This window comes from Arthrobacter sp. TS-15 (genome assembly GCF_006964045.1).
GTDB lineage: Bacteria > Actinomycetota > Actinomycetes > Actinomycetales > Micrococcaceae > Arthrobacter.
The window spans coordinates 87,338-108,083 of record NZ_SDXQ01000029.1; the positions used below are offsets into that span (position 1 = coordinate 87,338).

The 20,746-nt window shown below is 62.3% G+C and carries 18 protein-coding genes; 16 read left to right on the top strand and 2 right to left on the bottom strand.

What is annotated here, in order from left to right; genetic code table 11:
• Positions 1-27 precede the first annotated feature (27 nt).
• From alr to tsaD, 5 genes are read left to right on the top strand one after another with little or no spacing between them, the layout of a single operon-like run.
• Positions 28-1,281, top strand: a complete 1,254-nt coding sequence (gene alr, locus EU811_RS10650) for an alanine racemase (RefSeq protein ID WP_142938404.1) — start codon at positions 28-30, stop codon at positions 1,279-1,281.
• Positions 1,278-1,853 (top strand): tRNA (adenosine(37)-N6)-threonylcarbamoyltransferase complex ATPase subunit type 1 TsaE, encoded by a 576-nt coding sequence (gene tsaE / locus EU811_RS10655; RefSeq protein ID WP_142938405.1) that lies wholly within the window; start codon positions 1,278-1,280, stop codon positions 1,851-1,853. The genes alr and tsaE overlap by 4 nt, the downstream gene beginning before the upstream one ends.
• A complete protein-coding gene (gene tsaB, locus EU811_RS10660; RefSeq protein ID WP_142938406.1) occupies positions 1,853-2,524 on the top strand; it encodes a tRNA (adenosine(37)-N6)-threonylcarbamoyltransferase complex dimerization subunit type 1 TsaB in 672 nt (223 codons plus the stop codon). The genes tsaE and tsaB overlap by 1 nt, the downstream gene beginning before the upstream one ends.
• Positions 2,525-2,537: 13 nt before the next feature.
• Positions 2,538-3,041, top strand: a complete 504-nt coding sequence (gene rimI / locus EU811_RS10665) for a ribosomal protein S18-alanine N-acetyltransferase (protein ID WP_142938407.1) — start codon at positions 2,538-2,540, stop codon at positions 3,039-3,041.
• The gene (gene tsaD, locus EU811_RS10670) at positions 3,038-4,174 is read left to right on the top strand and encodes a tRNA (adenosine(37)-N6)-threonylcarbamoyltransferase complex transferase subunit TsaD (RefSeq protein ID WP_142938408.1); all 1,137 of its coding nucleotides are present in this window, start codon (positions 3,038-3,040) and stop codon (positions 4,172-4,174) included. The genes rimI and tsaD overlap by 4 nt, the downstream gene beginning before the upstream one ends.
• A gap of 25 nt (positions 4,175-4,199) precedes the next feature.
• Here the strand turns inward: tsaD and EU811_RS10675 are convergent, their stop codons facing one another.
• Complete coding sequence (locus EU811_RS10675) at positions 4,200-5,351, bottom strand: glutamate--cysteine ligase (RefSeq protein WP_142938409.1); 1,152 nt, start codon at positions 5,349-5,351, stop codon at positions 4,200-4,202.
• Positions 5,352-5,517: 166 nt separating this feature from the next.
• Between EU811_RS10675 and EU811_RS10680 the strand changes: the two genes are divergently transcribed.
• The 3 genes from EU811_RS10680 to EU811_RS10690 are packed head-to-tail and all read left to right on the top strand — an operon-like array spanning position 5,518 to position 7,666.
• Positions 5,518-6,663, top strand: coding sequence for a GTP-binding protein (locus EU811_RS10680; RefSeq protein WP_142938410.1), 1,146 nt, complete (start codon positions 5,518-5,520; stop codon positions 6,661-6,663).
• A gap of 29 nt (positions 6,664-6,692) precedes the next feature.
• Complete coding sequence (ykgO, locus tag EU811_RS10685; RefSeq protein ID WP_011775528.1) at positions 6,693-6,815, top strand: type B 50S ribosomal protein L36; 123 nt, start codon at positions 6,693-6,695, stop codon at positions 6,813-6,815.
• A 38-nt stretch (positions 6,816-6,853) separates the two neighbouring features.
• Positions 6,854-7,666 (top strand): shikimate 5-dehydrogenase, encoded by an 813-nt coding sequence (locus tag EU811_RS10690; RefSeq protein WP_142938411.1) that lies wholly within the window; start codon positions 6,854-6,856, stop codon positions 7,664-7,666.
• A 20-nt stretch (positions 7,667-7,686) separates the two neighbouring features.
• On the opposite strand, the gene EU811_RS10695 is transcribed toward EU811_RS10690, so the two are convergent.
• A complete protein-coding gene (locus EU811_RS10695; protein ID WP_142938412.1) occupies positions 7,687-8,916 on the bottom strand; it encodes a class I SAM-dependent methyltransferase in 1,230 nt (409 codons plus the stop codon).
• 67 nt (positions 8,917-8,983) lie between these two features.
• On the opposite strand from EU811_RS10695, the gene EU811_RS10700 reads away from it, so the two are divergent.
• The 8 genes from EU811_RS10700 to guaB all read left to right on the top strand — a co-directional run bounded on the left by EU811_RS10700 (position 8,984) and on the right by guaB (position 20,692).
• Positions 8,984-9,346, top strand: coding sequence for a hypothetical protein (locus EU811_RS10700; protein WP_142938413.1), 363 nt, complete (start codon positions 8,984-8,986; stop codon positions 9,344-9,346).
• Between the two features lie 191 nt (positions 9,347-9,537).
• Positions 9,538-9,834 carry a co-chaperone GroES gene (gene groES, locus EU811_RS10705; RefSeq protein WP_011775524.1) on the top strand — a complete coding sequence of 99 codons (297 nt, stop codon included), beginning with the start codon at positions 9,538-9,540 and terminating at the stop codon, positions 9,832-9,834.
• Positions 9,835-9,918: 84 nt separating this feature from the next.
• Positions 9,919-11,532, top strand: a complete 1,614-nt coding sequence (groL, locus tag EU811_RS10710; protein ID WP_062073085.1) for a chaperonin GroEL — start codon at positions 9,919-9,921, stop codon at positions 11,530-11,532.
• A gap of 162 nt (positions 11,533-11,694) precedes the next feature.
• Positions 11,695-13,329 carry a response regulator transcription factor gene (locus tag EU811_RS10715; RefSeq protein ID WP_142938414.1) on the top strand — a complete coding sequence of 545 codons (1,635 nt, stop codon included), beginning with the start codon at positions 11,695-11,697 and terminating at the stop codon, positions 13,327-13,329.
• A gap of 150 nt (positions 13,330-13,479) precedes the next feature.
• A complete protein-coding gene (locus tag EU811_RS10720) occupies positions 13,480-14,577 on the top strand; it encodes a flavin-containing monooxygenase (RefSeq protein WP_142938415.1) in 1,098 nt (365 codons plus the stop codon).
• A gap of 216 nt (positions 14,578-14,793) precedes the next feature.
• Complete coding sequence (locus EU811_RS10725) at positions 14,794-16,857, top strand: acyltransferase family protein (RefSeq protein ID WP_142938416.1); 2,064 nt, start codon at positions 14,794-14,796, stop codon at positions 16,855-16,857.
• Complete coding sequence (locus EU811_RS10730; RefSeq protein WP_142938417.1) at positions 16,854-18,938, top strand: acyltransferase family protein; 2,085 nt, start codon at positions 16,854-16,856, stop codon at positions 18,936-18,938. The genes EU811_RS10725 and EU811_RS10730 overlap by 4 nt, the downstream gene beginning before the upstream one ends.
• Positions 18,939-19,180: 242 nt before the next feature.
• Positions 19,181-20,692: an IMP dehydrogenase gene (gene guaB / locus EU811_RS10735; protein WP_142938418.1), complete on the top strand. Its 1,512-nt coding sequence runs from the start codon at positions 19,181-19,183 to the stop codon at positions 20,690-20,692.
• Positions 20,693-20,746: the final 54 nt, after the last annotated feature.

Here is a 20,746-nt window from a genome sequence, read left to right on the forward strand (position 1 = left end):
TTCACTGACAGCACTAGAATCTCTAGGGTGACTTACGAAGCAGCTGCAGAAATCGGGATCGGCGCGAAGACCTCCATAGCAAAGTCAGCGGTCCTGGAGCGCTCCGCCGTGATCGATCTGGACGCCGTGCGGCACAACGTTCGTCAGTTCGTGGGCATTGCCTCCCCGGCCGCTGTGATGGCTGTGGTGAAGGCGGACGCCTATGGGCACGGTGCCGTGCAGGTGGCGCGGGCAGCCCTCGACGCCGGAGCTGCCTGGCTGGGTGTCGCCCACATTTCCGAGGCGCTCGCCTTGCGCGCCGCCGGAGTCGAGGCCCCGCTCCTCGCCTGGTTGCACACCCGCGAAAGCAACTTCCAAGCGGCAGTCGCCGCCGGCATCGACGTCGGGATCTCCGGTTGGGAGCTCGAAGCGGTAGTCGCCGCAGCGCGGGAACAGGAGCGACCCGCGCGGGTGCATCTCAAAGTGGACACGGGACTGGGCCGGAATGGCTGCACCATTGCGGATTGGGACCAGCTGTTGGGACAGGCCATGGACTACCAGGATCAGGGCCTCCTGCGGGTTGTGGGTATCTTCTCGCACCTGGCCGTTGCAGACGAGCCGCAACGCCCGGAAACGGACCATCAACTGGCCGTCTTCCGCGAGGCAATCGCCATGGCCGAGGACGCCGGCGTTGACACCGAGGTCCGGCATATAGCCAACACGCCGGCGGCTTTGTCCCGACCCGACTCTCACTTCGACCTTGTCCGCGTAGGCCTCGGTGTGTACGGACTCTCGCCCTTCGAAGGGGCCACATCTGCCGAATTGGGCCTGCATCCCGCCATGACTGTCCGGACTCTCCTGTCCAACTGCAAAAAGGTACCCGAAGGCCAAGGCGTCTCTTACGGACTCAATTACCGGACCAGCGAGGAAAGCACGCTGGGCCTGGTGCCGCTGGGCTATGCGGACGGCGTCCCCAGGGTCGCCACCGGGGGTCCTGTACGGGTAAACGGCACGACGTATCCGGTTGTTGGCAGGATCGCCATGGATCAGATGGTCATCGACCTCGGACCTCTGTCCCCGGAGGAGGCGACAGGCCTCAAGGGTGCCGAGGCTGTCATGTTTGGTAATGGAGCAGACGGTGGCCCCACCGCCGATGATTGGGCGGCCGCAGCAGGAACCAACAACTACGAAATCGTGACGCGCATCAGCCCCCGGGTCCCTCGCAGCTACGTCAACGAAATGCCCGCCACGCCGGAGTCACCCGCTGCCCTCAACGACGCAGCTGAAACGGCAACGCTGTGAGCGACGCCCAGTGGGAGCGCACGCTCACAGTCACGACGGCGGAACAGACGCACGCGCTCGCAGCAGCTGTGGGCGGGGTGCTTGAGGCCGGGGATCTCCTGGTCCTGACAGGCGAGCTGGGTGCGGGCAAGACCACGTTCACCCAGGGACTTGGCGAAGGCCTGGGGGTGCGTGCAGGCATCATTTCGCCAACGTTTGTCCTGGTACGGATCCACCCAAATCTCCCGGATGGCCCCAGGCCCGGTGGTCCGGACCTGGTCCATGTTGATGCTTACCGGCTGGACTCGACAGCGGAGATCGACGACATCGATCTTGAGAACACCATGGATACAGCGGTCACCGTGGTGGAGTGGGGCAGGGACCGGGTGGAGCATCTCTCGGACAGCCGTCTGGAGGTTGACCTGCACCGGTCCGTTGGCGGGGCAGCCGCTGCGCCCACTACGGACGGGGACGTTATGGACTTCGACACCGATGACGACGAGCCCCGCACCATTGTTTTCCGTGGATTCGGTCCCCGCTGGGCCGAAGCGCCGCAGGTCCTTGAAACTACATCACCTGTGGAAGGTCTCTAATGCTGATCCTGGCCATTGATACGTCGGCGGTTGCCAGTGCGGCGCTGATTTCGGACGATGCCATGGAGTCCGTGGTGGAATCTTTCGCCACGGAGGATACCCGCAGCCACGCAGAAGTCCTCGCTCCCGGGATCGCAAAGCTTTTGGCCGGTGCCGGTGTCACCGGCGCTGACATTGACGCGATCGTCACGGGTGTGGGGCCTGGCCCGTTCACCGGGCTCCGTTCGGGCATTGCGACGGCCCGCACCCTCGCCTACGTTTGGAACAAGCCGTTGTATGGGCTGATGAGCCTGGACGCCATTGCCTTGGAAGTTGCGGAGTCAACGGCCGCGACACCCGAGTTCCTTATAGCCACGGATGCCCGACGCAAAGAGGTTTACTGGGCCCGTTATGCGCTGGCTGAGGGCCAGCTTCCGGAACTCGTGGACGGCCCTCATGTGGGTTTCGCCTCCGAGCTCCCGGACTTGCCGGTGTTTGGGGCGGGTGCAGGTTTGTACGCCGATGTCCTCACTGCGGACGTTGACTTCGCTCAGACCCAGCCGGACGCGGCCTCGCTGGGCCAGTTCGCTTTGGCAAAGCTCACGGCCGGTCAGACCTTGCTGGACTCTACACCGTTGTATCTGCGCGAATCCGATGCCCAGGTGCCTGGACCCAGAAAGCGTGCTCTTTGATGGGAAGGACACTGTGAAACTGTCACCCAAGCTGGAACTCGCCGGTGTTTCCCTGCGGGACATGACCGAGGCTGATATCCCGGCGGTGGAGACGTTGGAGCGCCGGTTGTTCCCCGTGGATGCCTGGCCGTTGCAGATGTTCTTCGACGAATTGGCCCAGCCCGAGACGCGGCGGTACGTGGTGGCGGAGGTTTCCGGGGAGATCGTGGCCTACGCCGGGTTGATGTGTATTGAGCCGATCGCGGACGTCCAGACGATCGCCGTCGTGCCTGAATTCGAGGGCAAGGGCATCGGTTCGGCTGTCCTGACTGAACTGATTGATGAAGCGCGTCGCCGCCGTGCGGCAGACGTCCTGCTGGAGGTCCGGGCGGACAACCCCCGCGCCCAGCAGCTGTACGTCCGCTTCGGCTTCGAACAGATCCACGTCCGCCCCCGCTATTACCGGGACGGCACCGACGCCCTGATCATGCGGCTCCCGTTGAACAAACCCCAGTCTTCCGAAGGAGCTTCCGCATGAGCGGTCCTGATCACAAGCAGCCGCTGGTGCTGGGCATCGAGTCTTCCTGCGATGAGACCGGCGTGGGGATCGTGCGGGGGACCACCCTCTTGACCAACACCGTGTCCTCGTCCATGGATGAGCATGTCCGCTTCGGCGGTGTCATCCCGGAGATCGCGTCGCGCGCGCACCTGGACGCTTTTGTGCCCACTTTGCAGGAGTCGCTGCATGAAGCCGGTGTCACCTTGGACGAGATTGATGCCATTGCCGTGACATCCGGTCCCGGCTTGGCAGGTGCGCTCATGGTAGGCGTCTGTGCTGCCAAGGCGCTGGCTGTGGCCACGGGAAAACCGCTGTACGCCATCAACCATCTGGTGGCGCATGTGGGCGTGGGACTCCTGAACGGACGTCAAGGAACTGAGGGAAAGAACGACGCCGGTGCTGCCGCCGGCTTGGGAGCCGGCAAGCTGCCGGAGAACCTCGGAGCCCTCCTGGTCTCGGGCGGGCATACGGAAATCCTGCGCATCCGCAGCATCACGGACGACGTCGAGCTTCTCGGTTCAACCATTGACGACGCCGCCGGCGAAGCCTACGACAAAGTGGCCCGCATCCTTGGCCTCGGGTATCCGGGTGGGCCCGCAATCGACAAACTGGCGCGCCAGGGCAACCCCAAGTCCATCCGTTTCCCGCGCGGACTCACTCAGCCCAAGTACATGGGTACGGCGGAGGAGAAGGGGCCGCACCGCTACGACTGGTCTTTCAGCGGCCTGAAAACAGCGGTGGCCCGGTGCGTTGAGCAGTTCGAAGCCCGTGGCGAAGAAGTCCCCGTGGCGGACATTGCCGCAGCGTTCCAGGAAGCCGTGGTGGACGTCATCAGTTCCAAGGCAGTCCTGGCTTGCAAAGAGCATGGCATCACGGACGTCTTGCTCGGTGGGGGTGTAGCAGCGAACTCTCGGCTCCGGGAACTGACCGGGCAGCGCTGTACTTCCGCCGGAATCAAGCTCCACGTCCCGCCGCTGGACCTGTGCACGGATAACGGCGCCATGGTTGCAGCGCTCGGTGCCCAGCTGATCATGGCCGGCATCGGCCCCAGCGGAGTCTCCTTCGCGCCGGATTCCTCCATGCCGGTGACCACGGTGTCAGTGCCCGCCTGAGATTCAGACTCAGGCAAACAGGGAACTAGGCGTCAGGTCCTTTGCGCATTTGGTGCACGAGGTCCATGACCACTGCCTGCAGGTCACCGTTGTGTTCGGCGGCGACGCGGCGCTGGCGCTGGTAGCTTGCCCCACGCTCAATGATCTTCAGGACGTCTGCCAATTCTTCGGAGCAGCCGAGCTTTGCTGCCACGGGCTCAAGCCGCGCGACGGTCTCCGTGAGGTGCTCTGTGACAAGCTGCTCGTTGCCTTCGGCGTCGAGGATGATGATGGCTTCCATGCCGTAACGCGCGGCCCGCCATTTGTTCTCCTGCACATGCCAGGGCGGCATGGTGGGGATGCTGCCGCCTGCATCAAGGATGGAGGAGAACTCGTCCACCAGGCACTGGGTCAGCGCGGCAATGGCTCCTACTTCTTCAAGAGTGGCCAGCCCGTCGCAGATGCGCATCTCGATGGTCCCAAGGTTGGCCACCGGGCGGATGTCCCAGCGGATTTCTGAGGTCGCATCGATGACGCCGGTGGTGAACATGTCCTGGACATAGGACTCGTACGCTTCCCACGTGTCGAATTGGAAGGGGAGGCCTGCGGTGGGAAGCTGCTGGAACATGAGCGCACGCTGGGAGGCGTAGCCGGTCTCTTCTCCGGCCCAGTAAGGGCTTGAGGCGGACAGGGCTTGGAAGTGCGGGAAGTAGTTGACCAGCCCGTCCAGGATGGGAAGGACCTTTTCCTTGCGGTCGATGCCCACGTGGACGTGAACACCGTAGATCACCATTTGGCGTCCCCACCATTGGGTCCGCTCAATGAGCTTGGCGTAACGCTCCTTGTCCGTGACGGGCTGGAGCAGGGGAGGGCTGAAGGGGTGGCTGCCTGCGCAGAACACTTCGACGCCCATGGGATCGGTGACTTCACGCACGGCGGCCAGGGAGCGGCTGAGGTCTTCCTTGGCGTCTTTGACTGTTTCGCAGATGCCGGTGACCAGTTCCACCGTATTGAGAAGCAGTTCGCGCTTGATATGGGGGTGTTCGTCGTCCTCGTTGAGGTCGGGGTGGTTCGCGGCGACGCCTTTGAGGACGTCGTTGGCCACTGATACCAGTTCCCCGGTGCGTGCATTGACGAGCGCCAACTCCCATTCCACACCCAGTGTCGATTGCCTGGATGGCGCAAAATCAATCTGCACGTAGTCCCCTCATTTGTCTTGTCTCAGCCGGACACGGTTCCCCGCTGTGGGGCCGCCAGCGGTCGGAACAAGTCTAATGCAGCCGGAACGCAGGTTTCTGCTGTGGTCCTGCAGGGGGAAAGCCCTGTCATTTGCTATTGAGAATGCTTCTCAATAGAATTGCTGCATGCATCTCACAGTTGTCAGTTCCTTGGACACCCAATGCCGCGAGTCCGCCGCGGCCCGGCTCGGCCAAACCCACGCCAATTCCGTGGTGGTCCTTCACGATCTCCTTGATGGCTCGATGGTCCTGCGGCGGGTATACCGGAACGGCCAGTTGTTCGAGCGCGAAACCACAGTTCTGGAGCATGGTTGCCTCAGCTGCACTGTCAGATTAGATGTAGTCCCGACGGCGGAACGTCTCGCCTCCTGCGGTTTCGACCATGTAGTGCTGGGCCTCCCTCCCGGCGTTGCGGCCGGCATGGCCGTTGGCGAGCTTCGGCGTGGCCTGAGCCGCCCTGCGGTGATAGACAACGCCGTACTGGCTTTGGACCCTGCGGACTTGGATGACCATATTTGGGACCGTCACACGCTGTTCGAGTCCGGGTTTACGTCCATGCCCACAGATGAGCGAACCAGCGGAGAATTCCTGATCGGCGAGTTCGGGCAGGTGGATACGGTGATGGTGCACCCCGGCCTGGGTGCAGTGCTGAGCGGCGAACCTCGCGAAGGCACTTCGCAGTGGCAGTTGGGTGTCCAGTTGCTTGGCCAGTTGGCGTCCCACGCAGGCGTCATTGGCGCCGCTGACGCCTACAGGCCGGGATGCTTCGACGACGCTGAAGCGGCGGCACGCAACCGTCCCGGCGTCGTGCGTGTGCCCGTCAGCGATGGGGGTGGGTCCTACCGGACGGTGCTCCACAAAGTGGGTCGGCCGCTGCATCCGGGACGCTTCCGCGAAGCCCTGCCCCAACTGGCCGCCGGAACGCACTGGCTGCGAGGCCGCCTCTGGATCGCATCAGCGCCCAAGACACGGATCGCCGTCCAAGGTATTGGGCCAAGGGTCTGGCTCGAAAGTACCGGGAAATGGCTGGCGGACTCGGCCGAACCTGGCCAGGCGCACCCCGGAAAGGCGGGTGCCGACGTCGACTCTGTCCTGGACTGGCACCCCAGCCGCGGCGACCGTGGAACTGTGCTGGCGATCACTGGCCTTTCGGAGGACATCGACGCCCCGGAATTTCGCGGGCTCCTGGACGGTTGCCAACTCACCCAAGCTGAAATGCAGCAGGATTTCGGCGTGTGGGACGACCCCCTGGAACTCAGCGACGCCCTTTAAAACAAACACCCAACCAAAGGAGAAACACCATGAAGGTCAGGAATTCGCTGCGTGCCCTCAAGAAGATCCCCGGCGCCCAGATTGTGCGCAGGCGCGGGCGTACCTTCGTCATCAACAAGAACAACCCGCGGATGAAGGCGCGGCAGGGCTAACCGCACGTCGGTGATAAAGGGGCGTGTTTAATGGGGGAATGCCAATCCTGAACAAAGACATGTCCCTGTGCATTTCGCTTGCGGCCCGGCCCAGCAATATCGGCACCCGGTTCCACAATTATTTGTACGATCTGCTCGGCCTGAACTTTGTCTACAAAGCATTCGCCCCTGCGGACATCACCCTTGCAGTGGCTGGCATCCGCGGCCTCCCGATCCGGGGCGCCGCGGTTTCCATGCCGTACAAGGAAGCCGTCATCCCGTTGGTTGACGTGATGGATCCGTCGGCCAAGGCCATTGATTCGGTGAACACCATCGTCAACGACAATGGCGTGCTGACTGCCTACAACACGGACTACATCGCCATTGCCCGGCTGCTAAAGGACCACCAGGTTCCCAGCAGCCACAGCGTGCTCCTCCGCGGTGCAGGCGGTATGGCCAAGGCCGTAGCCGCAGCACTTCGGGACGCCGGGTTCACCGCCGTCACCATCGTGGCCCGCAACGAGGACACCGGCCGTGCACTGGCAGATCTTTACGGCTTCGCCTGGCAGGATGACGTCAACGGCTCCACAGCTGATCTCATCATCAACGTCACGCCGTTGGGAATGGCAGGTGCGGACGAAACAGCGCAGTCCTTCGACGACGCCACGATTGCCGCGGCGCAAGTAGTGTTTGACGTCGTGGCTTTGCCGTCCGAGACGCCACTTATCAGTGCTGCCCGGAAAGCGGACAAGAAGGTGATCACAGGCGCTGAAGTTATTGCCATCCAAGCCGAGGAACAATTTGTCCTCTACACCGGCGTGCGCCCTAGCCCTGAGCAGGTCCGCGAAGCCTCGGAGTTTTCACGTCGCTGACTGCCGGGTGCCGCTGACTGCTAGCCCGTCACCGGTTCCACCACAACAGCCACTCTCTCCTCGCCGATCCTGGTGAGGACCAGGGTGGCTGTTTTCGTCCTAAGGGACTTATCCGGTTTGGCGGGCAGCAACTGCTTCCGGAGTTCCTCGGGAGTGACAGCCGTGCCGCGCTTTTTGATGTCCAGCACAGTGATTCCGTTGGCCTTGACCCAGGCCTTGAGGGCCTTGACGTTATAGGGCATCACCTCAAGAACCTTGTAGGCACGGGCGAAGGGAGTGTCGTGCAGCGCAGGCGCGCAGATGTAGGCAATGTGCTCGTCCACCAGGTGCCCGCCCAGCCGTTCGGCGACGTCGGCCACCAGTCCTGCGCGGATCACCGCACCATCGGGTTCGTAGAGGAAACCTTCTACAGGCCCGACGGCGGCTACCGGGCCGCCGTCGAAATCCGTGCCGCTGGTGATCTCAGCGGCGCCTTGGCCGCCAATCACCAGCGCGGCGCGACGCACGCCGGGGCGGGACACTGCGTTGAACCACAGGGTCACTTCGGTGACGTCGCCGCCTACCGAAACCCACTGGGCTTCGCAGCCTGAAGGCACGGACTCATGCGGGATGCCGGGACCCATCTTGACGCCGATGGCGCGGCCGGTAGCCGCCAGGCGTTCCACGAAGGACAACGGGGGAGAGAAGGCTTCAGGGTCCCAGATCCGTTTGGTTCCGGAGGTGGACGTGGTTCGCCGGGCGGGATCCAGCCATACGCCGTCCACCCCGTCCAATTCCACGGTTGTTGCGTCGGAGTGCACCACGGTGGCATGCGGGAAGGGCATGAGATTGATGGTGGCGCAGGCGGCGGTGGTTTCATCCATCTCAACCGCGGTCACGGAAATGTCCATTGACGCCATCGCCATGGAGTCGGCGCCAAGGCCGCAGCCCAGGTCTGCAACGTGCGAGATGCCGGCCTTCGCAAAGCGCTCGGCGTGACGGGCTGCGACGTTCAATCGCGTTGCCTGCTCCAAGCCGGCTTGGGTAAAGAGCATCTGCCGGGCAAACTCGCCGAACTTTGCCTCTGCGCGCGTCCGCAGCCTGGATTGCGTGAGGACCGCAGCTACCAGCTCCGGGGAGTGACCCGCTTTGCGGAGGTCTGCGTTGACGCTGAAGGAATCGGCCTCCCGATAGGGTCCCAGTGAGGCAAGAAGTTCCCATCCTTCAGTAGTCAGCAAGGGTGCGATCTGTTCCTGAGGTGCGTGAGGCATGGAATCAAGCCTAACGGCGCGGCGCTTGACAGCGTGACCGGCGAATCAGCCGGATAGGGTTGTTTTCATGGAAGACAACGCAGCACCGCACCCCTCCACCCTGACGAAGATTGCGCGCCCCGCCCTGATAGCGGGGGTCGTGATCGCGGTGGTCTGCATCGGCCTGCTGATCATTATCTTCGCGTTGGATTCCTTCAATGCGGCTACTTACTCGGTGGCCGGCAAGAGCGTCAATGACGCCACCGATGAAGCGCGCGGCATCCGCGAACTTTACAGCGGCGCCCGGACCGGTGGAATTATCACGCTGGTGATCTCCGGCATCGTGGCTATAGCCGCCGCCGTGGTGCTGTACCTGAACCGCGGCAATGCTCCGCTGGATGAGGATGACGACGGCGAAGACTACGATCTGGACGACCTGACGGGCAGGTAAGGGACGTTCACCCATGACGAAATGCTGGCACTCACCTTGACCGAGTGCTAACGCTTACATAGAGTCTTGTTAGCACTCTCCCCCGGAGGGTGCTAACTACGCCAAGCGTTCTCCGGCACCGCGACGACGGTTGAACGCCCAGGCACCCTAGTTCTTAGTCCATGAATCAGCTCATGAAAAGGAGAGTCCGAGTGTCGGTCTCGATTAAGCCTCTTGAGGATCGTATTGTTGTTCGCCCGCTCGAAGCAGAGCAGACCACCGCTTCCGGCCTGGTCATTCCGGACTCCGCACAGGAGAAGCCGCAGGAAGGCGAAGTTGTTGCAATCGGCCCCGGCCGCTTCGATGACAACGGAAACCGCGTACCGGTTGACGTAGCTGTTGGCGACGTCGTCATCTACTCCAAGTACGGTGGAACCGAAGTCAAGACCGGCGGCAACGAGTACCTCGTTCTGTCCGCCCGCGACGTCCTTGCGATCGTCGTAAAGTAACTTCCCGGAGCCCCGCACCGCCGTCGAGTTGGAATGATTCCAGCCGCCAGCGGTGCGGGTTTTCTGTCTTGAAAGGACACAACCATGGCAAAGCAGCTTGCTTTTAACGATGCTGCCCGCCGGTCTCTTGAGGCCGGTATCGACAAGCTCGCCAACACTGTCAAGGTGACGCTTGGTCCGCGCGGCCGCAACGTCGTGCTGGACAAGAAGTGGGGCGCACCCACCATCACCAACGATGGCGTAACCATCGCCCGTGAAGTTGAGCTTGATGACCCCTACGAGAACCTTGGCGCACAGCTGGCCAAGGAAGTAGCCACCAAGACCAACGATGTTGCCGGCGACGGCACCACCACGGCCACCGTGCTGGCACAGGCCCTGGTCAAGGAAGGCCTGCGCAACGTGGCTGCCGGCGCCGCTCCGGGCGAGATCAAGCGCGGCATCGAGGTTTCCGTTGAAGCAGTAGCCGCCCGCCTCTTGGAGAATGCCCGCGAAGTCGAAGGCACCCAGGTTGCCAGCGTCGCAGCCATCTCCGCACAGAGCGACGAGGTTGGCGAACTGCTGGCCGAAGCGTTCGGCAAGGTTGGCAAGGATGGTGTCATCACCATTGAAGAATCCTCCACCACCCAGACCGAACTGGTCCTCACCGAGGGCATGCAGTTCGACAAGGGCTACCTGTCCCCGTACTTCGTCACCGACGCTGAGCGCCAGGAAGCCGTCCTCGAGGACGCCCTCATCCTGATCAACCAGGGCAAGATTTCCTCGCTGCAGGACTTCCTGCCGCTGCTGGAGAAGGCCCTGCAGGCAAACAAGCCGCTCTTCATCATTGCTGAAGACATTGAAGGCGAAGCCCTGTCCACGCTGATCGTCAACCGCATCCGCGGCACGCTCAACGTTGTTGCCGTCAAGGCTCCGGGCTTCGGCGACCGCCGCAAGGCCATGCTCCAGGACATCGCCACGCTGACGGGCGCCCAGGTTGTTTCCCCGGACCTTGGCCTGAGCCTGGACACCGTTGGCCTCGAGGTACTCGGTACCGCACGCCGCATCACAGTCACCAAGGACAACACCACCATTGTTGATGGTGCCGGTACGGCTGAGGACGTCGCTGACCGCGTTGCACAGCTGCGCGCCGAGCTTACCCGGACGGACTCCGACTGGGACAAGGAAAAGCTGCAGGAACGCCTGGCCAAGCTGGCCGGAGGCATCGGCGTGATTAAGGTTGGCGCAGCCACCGAGGTTGAGCTGAAGGAAAAGAAGCACCGCATCGAGGACGCTGTTTCCTCCACGCGTGCAGCCCTCGAAGAAGGCATCGTTTCCGGTGGCGGTTCCGCTCTCATCCACGCCCTCAAGGCACTGGACGAGTCCCCGGCCGTCAAGGCGCTGGAGGGTGACGCAGCAGCTGCTGTGGGCATCGTCCGCCGCGCCCTGGTCCAGCCGCTGCGCTGGATCGCCCAGAACGCTGGCTTCGACGGCTTCGTTGTTGTTGCCAAGGTTTCCGAGCTGGAAGCAAACCACGGCTTCAACGCCAAGTCCGGCGAGTACGAGGACCTGATCGCCGCTGGCGTGATCGACCCCGTGAAGGTCACCCGTTCGGCTCTCCGCAACGCCGCTTCCATCGCTGCTCTGGTTCTCACCACCGAGACCCTGGTTGCCGAAAAGCCGGCTGAGGAAGAAGACGCACACGCAGGCCACCAGCACTAACGGCCTGGTTTAACAGAAGCCCCGGTCACGTTGACCGGGGCTTTTGTTGTCTGCGGCTTTCCGCGGGGCGGCTATTGTGAGCGTACGACGGCGGCGGTAACCTGACGCTACTAGGGCGGCTTGGGTGCGTCATTCGGTCTGTTCCCGGTCGCAAGGTGAGCCATGACAGTTCCGGACACAGACTTGGATTTGGGACGCTCGGCCTTCCACGAGCGCCGTTGGCGCGATGCGCTTGAGTGCCTCACCCGCGCCGATTCAGAGGGCGGACTACCTCCGCCGGACATCGAATTGGCGGCATCTGTGGCGATGCTGCTTGGCTTGAATAGCCAAAGCATTGAGTACCTGACCCGAGCGCACGACGAATTCCTGACCATGGGAGACACTGACAATGCCGCGAGGTGTGCGGCCTGGCTGGTTATGTTCCTGATGGACATGGGAGAGCCGGCCCGTGGAAACGGGTGGTTGTCCCGTGCCAAGCACGTGCTGGAAGGTATGTCAGGTCCCTGTGCAGCCGAGGGATACCTCATGATTCCAGCGGCCCTCGGTTTGTTGCGCAGTGGAGCCCCGGCAGCTGGACACGGTCTGTTCGCCAAAGCCTTGGAGCTGGGAACCTCCTTCCACGACAAAGACCTCCAGGCCTTGGGCCGGCTCGGTGTCGGCACCACCCGCGTTTCCCTCGGGCACGTGGAAGAAGGTTTGCAGCTTTTGGATGAAGTGATGGTCTCTGTCACCTCAGGTGAGGTCTCTCCCATCCCCGCAGGGATCATCTACTGTGCAGTCTTGGGCAGTTGTCGTCTTTCCAACGATGTGCGCCGCGCCCACGAGTGGACTGCGGCCTTGGAACGCTGGTGCGGGGATCGCCCGGACATGGTGATGTTCAGTGGACAATGCCAGGCTTACCGTGCCGAACTGTTGATACTTCACGGAGCGTGGGAAGAGGCCCTGTCGGTGGCGCGGGCCGCCGAAGGCAGGGTGCGGAAGGGCGACCCGGATGCCACGTTTGGATCCTGGTATCAACAGGGCGAAGTACTTCGCCTGCAAGGTTTCCTGGAGGAAGCGGGGAAAGCCTACGCCATAGCTGCCGGGACCGGATTCGAACCTGTTCCCGGCATCGCGCTGCTTGAGCTGGCCGAGCACAAAACGGCCCAGGCACAGGCCACCATGCGGCGGGCGATGGCAGGGGCCGACCCAGCCAATCGACGTCGCTTGCTGCCTGCCGTCGTCGAGGTTGAACTTGCCGCTGGCGACGCGGCTGCTGCCAGGCTCGCGCTGGACGAACTGTCCGAGCCTCTTCAGCAGGGCAGCCGTCCATTGGAGATGGCCCTGGTTGCCTATGCCGCTGCCCAGGTGCTGTTGGTCGAAGCCGAGCCCCAGGCCGCGCTTCGTGAGGCGAGAAGGGCGTGGCGGATCTGGTACAGCCTCGAAGCTCCCTATCAGGCCGCCCGGTGCAGGGTACTTGCGGCGCGTGCGTGTGCCCTGTTGGGCGATCCCGATTCTGCCGCCATGGAGTTCGAGGCTGCCAAAGCCGAGTTGGCAGATCTTGGGGCGATGCCGGCAGTAGCAGAGGTCCTGGAACTCACCGGCGAGAAGAACAAAGGCAGCTCACCGCTGACTGACCGCGAGGTGGAAGTGCTCCGGCTGGTGGCCGATGGGCACTCCAACCGAACCATCGCCCGGGAGCTTTACCTCAGTGAAAAGACAGTGGCCAGGCATGTGAGCAACATTCTTTCCAAACTCGCGGTGCCGTCCAGAGCGGCCGCGACCGGCTACGCCTTTGAGCACGGCCTGATTCGCTGAAAACCACTGCGAGTGGTCAGAAATACCCATCCCGCTGGAAATGAGTGGCTCACTTGACCGATGCGGACCCAGGCGCCGCGCTCATAGCGTGGCTCCTATCAGGTCACAGCAAAGATCAGTGATCCACTGCAAGCGAGATAGGAGACGATGATGTCCGTTCACCACAATCCAGAAGTTGACACCGTCATTGTGGGTGGCGGCCAGTCCGGGCTCGCGCTCGGGTACTGGTTGGCAAGGCAGGGCAGGAACTTCCTCATCCTGGACCAGCACCAGAGGCCAGGGGATGCTTGGCGTCAACGCTGGGACTCCCTGCGCCTCTTCACTCCGGCCAAGTATGACGGCCTTCCCGGCGCACCTTTCCCCGGCGACCCCTTGGCATTTCCCACCAAGGATCAGCTGGCTGACTACCTGGAAGATTATGTGCGCCGCTTTGAACTGCCTTACGTTCCCGGCGTACGCGTGGACGACATCAGCTCTGAGGGTGAGGCTTTCGTGCTCCGGTCGGGAGACCGCGAATGGAGAAGCAGGAATGTGGTCATCGCCACAGGCGGTCACCGTATCCCCAAAGTTCCTGCCTTCGCGGGCGAACTGGATCGGAGCATCCTTCAGCTGCACTCTCAGGATTACAAAAACCCCGGTCAGTTAAAGGAAGGCCCTGTCCTGGTGGTGGGCCTGGGCAATTCCGGTGCGGAGATTGCCCTTGAAGTTGCCCGCTCCCGGCCCACACTTCTTGCTGGCAAGCCCAGCGCCGAGATGCCTATGCGGCATGGCCGTGCAGCTGCGCGTTTTGCCCTGCCGGTAGTCCGCTTCCTGGGCCTTTACGTGCTCAACCTCAATACCCCCATGGGACGAAAAGCGGCTCCCAAGTTCAAATCCATGGCGGCCCCGCTGATCCGCACCAAGAGCAAGGACCTGGCCGCTGCCGGTGTCCGCCTCCATCCCAGGTTAGCTGGTATGCAGGACGGACTCCCGGTACTGGAAGATGGGACGCAGGTGGAGGCCGCGAACGTCATATGGTGCACTGGCTATCACGAGGATTACTCATGGGTGAACCTGCCGGCATTCGACAGTCACGGGGAACCACAGCAGACCAGGGGAGTGGCAGACAGCGTCCCGGGCCTGTATTTCCTTGGCCAGGAGTTCCTGTTCGCGGCAGCCTCGGCAACGCTGCCCGGTGCCTGCCGGGACGCCCGATACCTCGCCGGGCGGGTCACGGCGCCGCGTTCCAGCGGCCTCGTCAACGTGTAATAGCTCACGTCGTAGTGGGTTGTGCCGGGCGTCAAGGGTGAGGAGCGCCAGGAGTATCAGCACAGGTCACGCACAGGTTTGGGTGGCAGAATGTATGGCTGGACCTGTGCTGATGGGGCATCGAATGGCGGCCGGGAACACTCTCCCACATGGGTTGCGTGACTGAAAACGCGTAATATTGATGCTTTGTGCCACAGCTTTGAGGAACTGCCTACCGTGACGACGCCAACGATTCCAGCCCCTGCCCACCACGGTAGGCGGGCTTCCGGACCCGTTGCGAAATCCAAATTCCGACCCGAAATCCAAGGCCTTCGGTCCTTGGCTGTCCTTATGGTGGTGAGCTACCACATCTGGATCGGCAGGGTCTCCGGCGGCGTTGATGTCTTCCTTTTGATCTCCGCATTCCTTATGACTCTCCAGTTCACGGGCCGGTACAAACAAGGCCGTCCCATGGACCTCGTGCGGCACTGGCTGCACTTGTTCAGGCGTCTGCTGCCCGCCGTCGTCGTGGTTCTTGTGTCAACTCTGGCAGCAACCTTTATTTTCCTGCCGGCCACGCGATGGTTCGAGATTGTCCAGCAAACCTGGGCGTCGCTGTTCTACTTCGAAAACAGGCTGCTGCAGGATCTGGCCGTGGACTATTACGCCACTGACCACAGCATGGCCAGCCCTGTGCAGCACTTCTGGTCGCTGTCCATCCAGGGTCAGGTATTCATTCTGTGGCCCGTCATTTTCGCCACTGCAGCGCTGGTGTGCCGACGCTTCGCCCTGCGATACCGGGCCACGTTGGTGTACATCTTTGCCATCATCTTCCTGGTCTCGTTTGTCTACTCCATCATTTTCACGGCCAGCAATCAGGCAGTGGCATACTTCGATACCTTTGCCCGTTTGTGGGAGTTCGCCCTGGGCACGTTGGTGGCGTTGATTCTTCCCGCCCTGAACTTTTCCAAACCTGTCCGTATTGTCATGGGCTGGGTTGGTGTGGTGGCGATGCTCACGTGCGGCATCCTGCTGCAAGTACAAACGGCCTTCCCCGGATTCGTCGCATTGTGGCCAACACTGGCTGCGGTGGCCGTTATTGCGGCCGGACAGACCGGAAGCCGTTTCGGTGTGGACCGGATACTGAGTTCCAAATTCCTGGTACGGCTCGGTGACAATTCGTACGCGCTCTACCTCTGGCACTGGCCCATCCTGGTGATTGCTTTGGCCTGGAGCGGAAAGGATCACGCTGGCTGGCTGTCCGGTACGGCAATCGTGGCGTTGTCGCTCATCCTGGCTTTCCTCACCACCAAATTCGTGGAGAAGCCGTTCCGCGAATGGAAATGGCCCGAGGTAAAGAGGCGCCGCTCGGTCATCGCGATCGTGGCCTGCCTGGCCGTGGTGTCCGCACCCCTGATGGCATTCCAATACCGCTTGGACCTGGACCAGCAAGCTGCGGAGGCGCGGATGGTCTTTGATAACCCCGGCGCGAAGGCCCTCCTGCCCGGGTACGTCAATGAAGCAGCTCCGAATGCGCTCACTCAACCCACCGCTGAAAGGATTGGGCGTGACTGGGCCAATCTGCCCAACGGATGCTCCGGTGACACGAAACCCGAATCACGGCTGCTGCAGGACAACTGCAAGCAGAACGGCGTGGGAGATGATGCCACCAAGACGGTCCTTGTTGTAGGCAACTCCCACTCCCAGCAATGGCTTGCTGCCATGGAAGTGCTGGCGGAGCAGCACCATTGGCGCCTCTACTCCTTGCTGTACGGGGCCTGCCCCTTTATGACTGAAGATCCCGAGTCCGAGCCGGGCTGCAACAAGTTCAACAGTGAAGTGCGCAGCCATATCCGGGAACAGGCGCCGGACGCCCTCTTCATGGTGGGTACGGCGGCTGTTTCCTCCTTGCCTGATGAAAGACTGACGCACGGATTCGAGGACCTCATTCCCGAGGTCACGGGGCTGGGCATCCACGTAGTGGCGGTGCGTGACAATCCGCGGTTTACCTACAGCCTGACGGATTGCACCCTTTCCAAGGGGGTGGACAGCCCGGATTGCCGCCCGCTCAAAGCTGACGTCCTGGCCGAACCCAGCCCCTTTGATGCGGTGACTGGCAAGTACCAGAACCTTTCCTTGCTGGATATGTCCGACCTGATGTGCCAAGGACTCTATTGCCCGCCGATCATCGGTAATACGTTCGTCTACCTGGATGACAACCACCTGACCAAAACCTACGTCAAGAGCATGGCAGGCATGTTGGATGAAAGGTGGTTTACCGCGACAGGGTGGCAGCGATGATGGAGAAGAAGGCCGCCGCACCGGCCACTCCCGCAGAAAAGCCCGCGACCCGGGCCAAACCAGGCTTCCGGCCCGAAGTCCAAGGGCTGCGTGCACTGGCTGTGCTGATGGTCGCGGCTTACCATATCTGGCTCGGCAAAGTCTCCGGCGGCGTGGACGTCTTCCTGCTGATTTCGGCTTTCCTTCTGACGTTATCCTTCACGCGCAAGCTCGAAAGCCGCGCGCCACTAAGGCTTGTGCGGCACTGGCTGCACGTGTTCAAGCGTCTGCTGCCCGCTGTCGTCGTTGTCCTGCTGGCGATCCTCGTCGGCACCTGGGCATTGATCCCGCAAAGCAGGTGGCCGGATGTCCTCACCGAGGCGTGGGCATCGCTGATGTATCGCCAAAACTGGCAGCTTGCCGCTTTCGCGGTTGACTACTACGCCCAGCAGCACGTGGACGCCAGCCCGCTCCAACATTTTTGGTCGTTATCCGTCCAAGGCCAGGTGTTTATTCTGTGGCCTTTGATTTTCGCCGGGGTCGGCCTTGCCCAGCCGCTGCTGGCCAGGCGGTTCCCGCAGCGGAAGGCCGTGGGCCACAGGCAACTGCTGTTCATCGCCTTCGGTGCGGTCTTTCTGGCATCGCTCGTGTTCTCCGTGGAGCAGACCGCCACCAACCAGGCATACGCGTACTTTGATACCCGTGCCCGTCTGTGGGAGTTCGCCCTGGGTTCCCTGCTTGCCTTGGCGATTCCCTATCTGAAACCGGGACGCTGCCTCCGTGTCGTCCTGGGCTGGGGCGGTATTGCTGCGATGCTAGCGTGCGGGCTGGTGCTCCCCGTGGATCGTTCCTTCCCGGGTTTTGTGGCTCTCTGGCCAACCCTTGCAGCCGCGGCCGTGATCGTCGCCGGCCACAGCGGAAGCCGCTTCGGCGCAGACCGTCTCCTGAGTTCGCGCCCGCTGGTGGTGCTGGGGGACAACTCGTATGCCCTGTACCTTTGGCACTGGCCGGTGTTGGTGTTCTTCCTTCTGGCCTCCGGCACCAAGCAGCCGAGCCTCCTCCAGGGCTTGGGAATCATGGCGGTTTCCCTTCTCCTCGCGGTAGCCACCACGAGGTTCGTCGAACTTCCCTTGCGCAGCTGGAAGTGGCCGGACGTGCGGTCCTGGCGGGCCGCCGTCGTGATTGCTGCCTGCGGTGCGCTGCTGGCGCTACCTGTCACCGCCTGGCAAAGCGCCATCACCGCGGAAGCGGCAGCGATTGCCGATCAGCCTCACGAACTGACGCCCGGCGCCGCAGCGCTGGCCCCGGATTACGCAGGTAAGCCGAGCGAAGAAGCCCTGATCATCCCGGCACCGGCGGCCATGAAGGACGAATGGGCCAACGTAGACGGCGCGTGCACGGGGGACAATGTGCCCACCGACCCCGTGTTGGAGGGATGCCTGCAGAATGAGGAACCCGAGGTGGTCACCAAACGAATTGTGGTGTTGGGTGACTCCCACTCCCAGCAGTACATGGCCGCACTTGGCCCGATTGCCAAGCAGCACGGCTGGGAAGTGGTCACGCTGCTCAAGGGTGGGTGCCGGTTTGGCGCGCAATCGCCGGAACGCCCGGAGTTCTGTAACGACTTCAATAAGGCGAGTTCTGCTTACGTTCTGGAACACAAACCCGACGCCGTGTTTACGGTGGCATCGCTGACGCACGTTGACGCGCCTTTCGAGACTGAAGTCCCCGGTTACCTTGAAGGCATCAAGCCGTTCACGGACCTGGGAATTGATGTGGTGGGTGTCCGGGACAACCCGCGATTCAGCTTTAACATGCCTGAGTGCGTCCAAAAAAAAGGCAAGGATTCTCCCGACTGCAACGTTCCGCTTGAAGAATCCCTGGCGGCGTCCTCACCCTTGGATGACTACGTCGGCAAGGTGGAAGGGCTCCATCTCATGGACATGAGCGACTTCATCTGCGAGCAAGGGACATGCCCGGCTGTTGTGGGGAACGTCTACGTCTACAAGGACGACAACCATCTTTCCAAGACCTACGTGCAGACCATGATTCCAATGTTTGAGGAGCGGCTGCTCGCCGCTACCGGCTGGTCCGCCAGCTAGGTTCGCTGTCCGGCGGTTTTAAACGCACGACGCCGGCCTGCCGCCAGTGCGATTGCTCACAGTCGGGCGTCGCGGAATATGGCGATAGGCGCGGAGGTTCTAGTATTTATCCAATACCTTCTGCGCAGGCAACTTCTGCACAGGTACCTCATGCACAGGCCAGTCCCGTAATGACGGGCTGGTCATCAGTTGCAACCCCTACCAGTTAAGCCCCCGGAAACCCAGGTAAGAGGCGCACACTCATGACCCAGCCCGAACACGATCCCTTTGGCTTTGTTGGCCTGACCTACGACGACGTCCTGTTGCTGCCCGGCCACACGGACGTCATCCCGTCCGACGCAGACACCTCGTCACGCATTTCCAGGCGCATCTCCGTCCAGACGCCCTTGCTTTCAGCAGCAATGGACACGGTGACCGAGTCGCGCATGGCCATTGCCATGGCCCGCCAAGGTGGTTTGGGCGTGGTTCACCGCAACCTTTCCATCGATGACCAGGCCGAGCACGTTGACCGCGTCAAGCGCAGTGAATCCGGCATGATCACCAACCCGCTGACCATTGGCCCGCAGGCAACGCTGCAGGAACTGGACGAGCTGTGTTCCCGCTACCGCGTGTCCGGCCTTCCCGTGGTGGACACGGACGGACGCCTCCTGGGCATTGTCACCAACCGCGATACCCGCTTCATCCCGGAATCGGAATTTCCGCTGCGTAGCGTCAGCGACGCCATGACCAAGATGCCCCTCATCACCGGTCATGTGGGCATCAGCCGTGAAGAAGCCTCGCACAAGCTGGCCACCAACAAGATCGAGAAGCTCCCGCTGGTTGACGAGCAAGGCCGCCTGATGGGCCTGATCACCACCAAGGACTTCACCAAGGCCGAACAGTACCCGTTGGCCACCAAGGATGACGAAGGCCGCCTCCGCGTGGGTGCCGCAATCGGCTTCTTCGGTGACGGCTGGGAACGCGCCATGAAGCTCATCGACGCCGGCGTGGACGCACTGTTCGTTGATACAGCCAACGGACACTCCCAGGGCGTGCTGGACATGATCCGCCGCCTGAAGTCCGATCCCATTGCTGCGCACGTGGACATCATCGGCGGCCAGGCTGCCACCCGGGAAGGTGCCCAGGCACTCATCGACGCCGGCGCTGACGGCATCAAGGTGGGCGTGGGTCCCGGATCCATCTGCACCACCCGCGTTGTTGCCGGTGTTGGCGTGCCGCAGATCACCGCTATCTACGAATCTGCCAAGGCCGCGATCCCGGCAGGAGTTCCGCTGATCGCCGACGGCGGCCTCCAGTACTCGGGCGACATTGGCAAAGCGCTGGTTGCCGGCGCAGACACCGTCATGCTGGGCTCGCTTCTGGCCGGTTGCGAGGAATCCCCGGGTGACCTGATTTTTGTCAACGGCAAGCAGTTTAAGAGCTACCGCGGCATGGGTTCGCTGGGAGCCATGCAGTCCCGCGGCAAGAACACCTCCTACTCCAAGGACCGCTACTTCCAAGCGGACGTTTCCGGCGACGACAAGCTCATCCCGGAAGGCATCGAGGGCCGTGTGGCCTACCGTGGTCCGCTGGCTTCGGTTGCTTACCAGCTGGTTGGTGGCCTCCGCCAGACCATGTTCTACACCGGCGCCCCCACCATCCCGGAACTGAAAGCACGCGGCAAGTTCGTCCGTATCACCCCGGCAGGACTCAAAGAGTCCCACCCGCATGACATCCAGATGACTGTTGAGGCACCCAACTACGGTTCCCGCTGATCCATCACCTGCATCAACAGTTGTTCCCCGTGGAAGTTTCCACGGGGAACAACT

Coding starts and splice junctions, on each gene's coding strand:
- EU811_RS10700 (WP_142938413.1), top strand. CDS start 8,984: ATGGAAGACAACGCAGCACCGCACCCCTCCACCCTGACGAAGATTGCG.
- EU811_RS10720 (WP_142938415.1), top strand. CDS start 13,480: ATGTCCGTTCACCACAATCCAGAAGTTGACACCGTCATTGTGGGTGGC.
- EU811_RS10690 (WP_142938411.1), top strand. CDS start 6,854: ATGCCAATCCTGAACAAAGACATGTCCCTGTGCATTTCGCTTGCGGCC.
- EU811_RS10680 (WP_142938410.1), top strand. CDS start 5,518: ATGCATCTCACAGTTGTCAGTTCCTTGGACACCCAATGCCGCGAGTCC.
- EU811_RS10695 (WP_142938412.1), bottom strand. CDS start 8,916: ATGCCTCACGCACCTCAGGAACAGATCGCACCCTTGCTGACTACTGAA.
- ykgO (WP_011775528.1), top strand. CDS start 6,693: ATGAAGGTCAGGAATTCGCTGCGTGCCCTCAAGAAGATCCCCGGCGCC.
- EU811_RS10715 (WP_142938414.1), top strand. CDS start 11,695: ATGACAGTTCCGGACACAGACTTGGATTTGGGACGCTCGGCCTTCCAC.
- EU811_RS10730 (WP_142938417.1), top strand. CDS start 16,854: ATGATGGAGAAGAAGGCCGCCGCACCGGCCACTCCCGCAGAAAAGCCC.
- tsaB (WP_142938406.1), top strand. CDS start 1,853: ATGCTGATCCTGGCCATTGATACGTCGGCGGTTGCCAGTGCGGCGCTG.
- guaB (WP_142938418.1), top strand. CDS start 19,181: ATGACCCAGCCCGAACACGATCCCTTTGGCTTTGTTGGCCTGACCTAC.
- tsaD (WP_142938408.1), top strand. CDS start 3,038: ATGAGCGGTCCTGATCACAAGCAGCCGCTGGTGCTGGGCATCGAGTCT.
- groL (WP_062073085.1), top strand. CDS start 9,919: ATGGCAAAGCAGCTTGCTTTTAACGATGCTGCCCGCCGGTCTCTTGAG.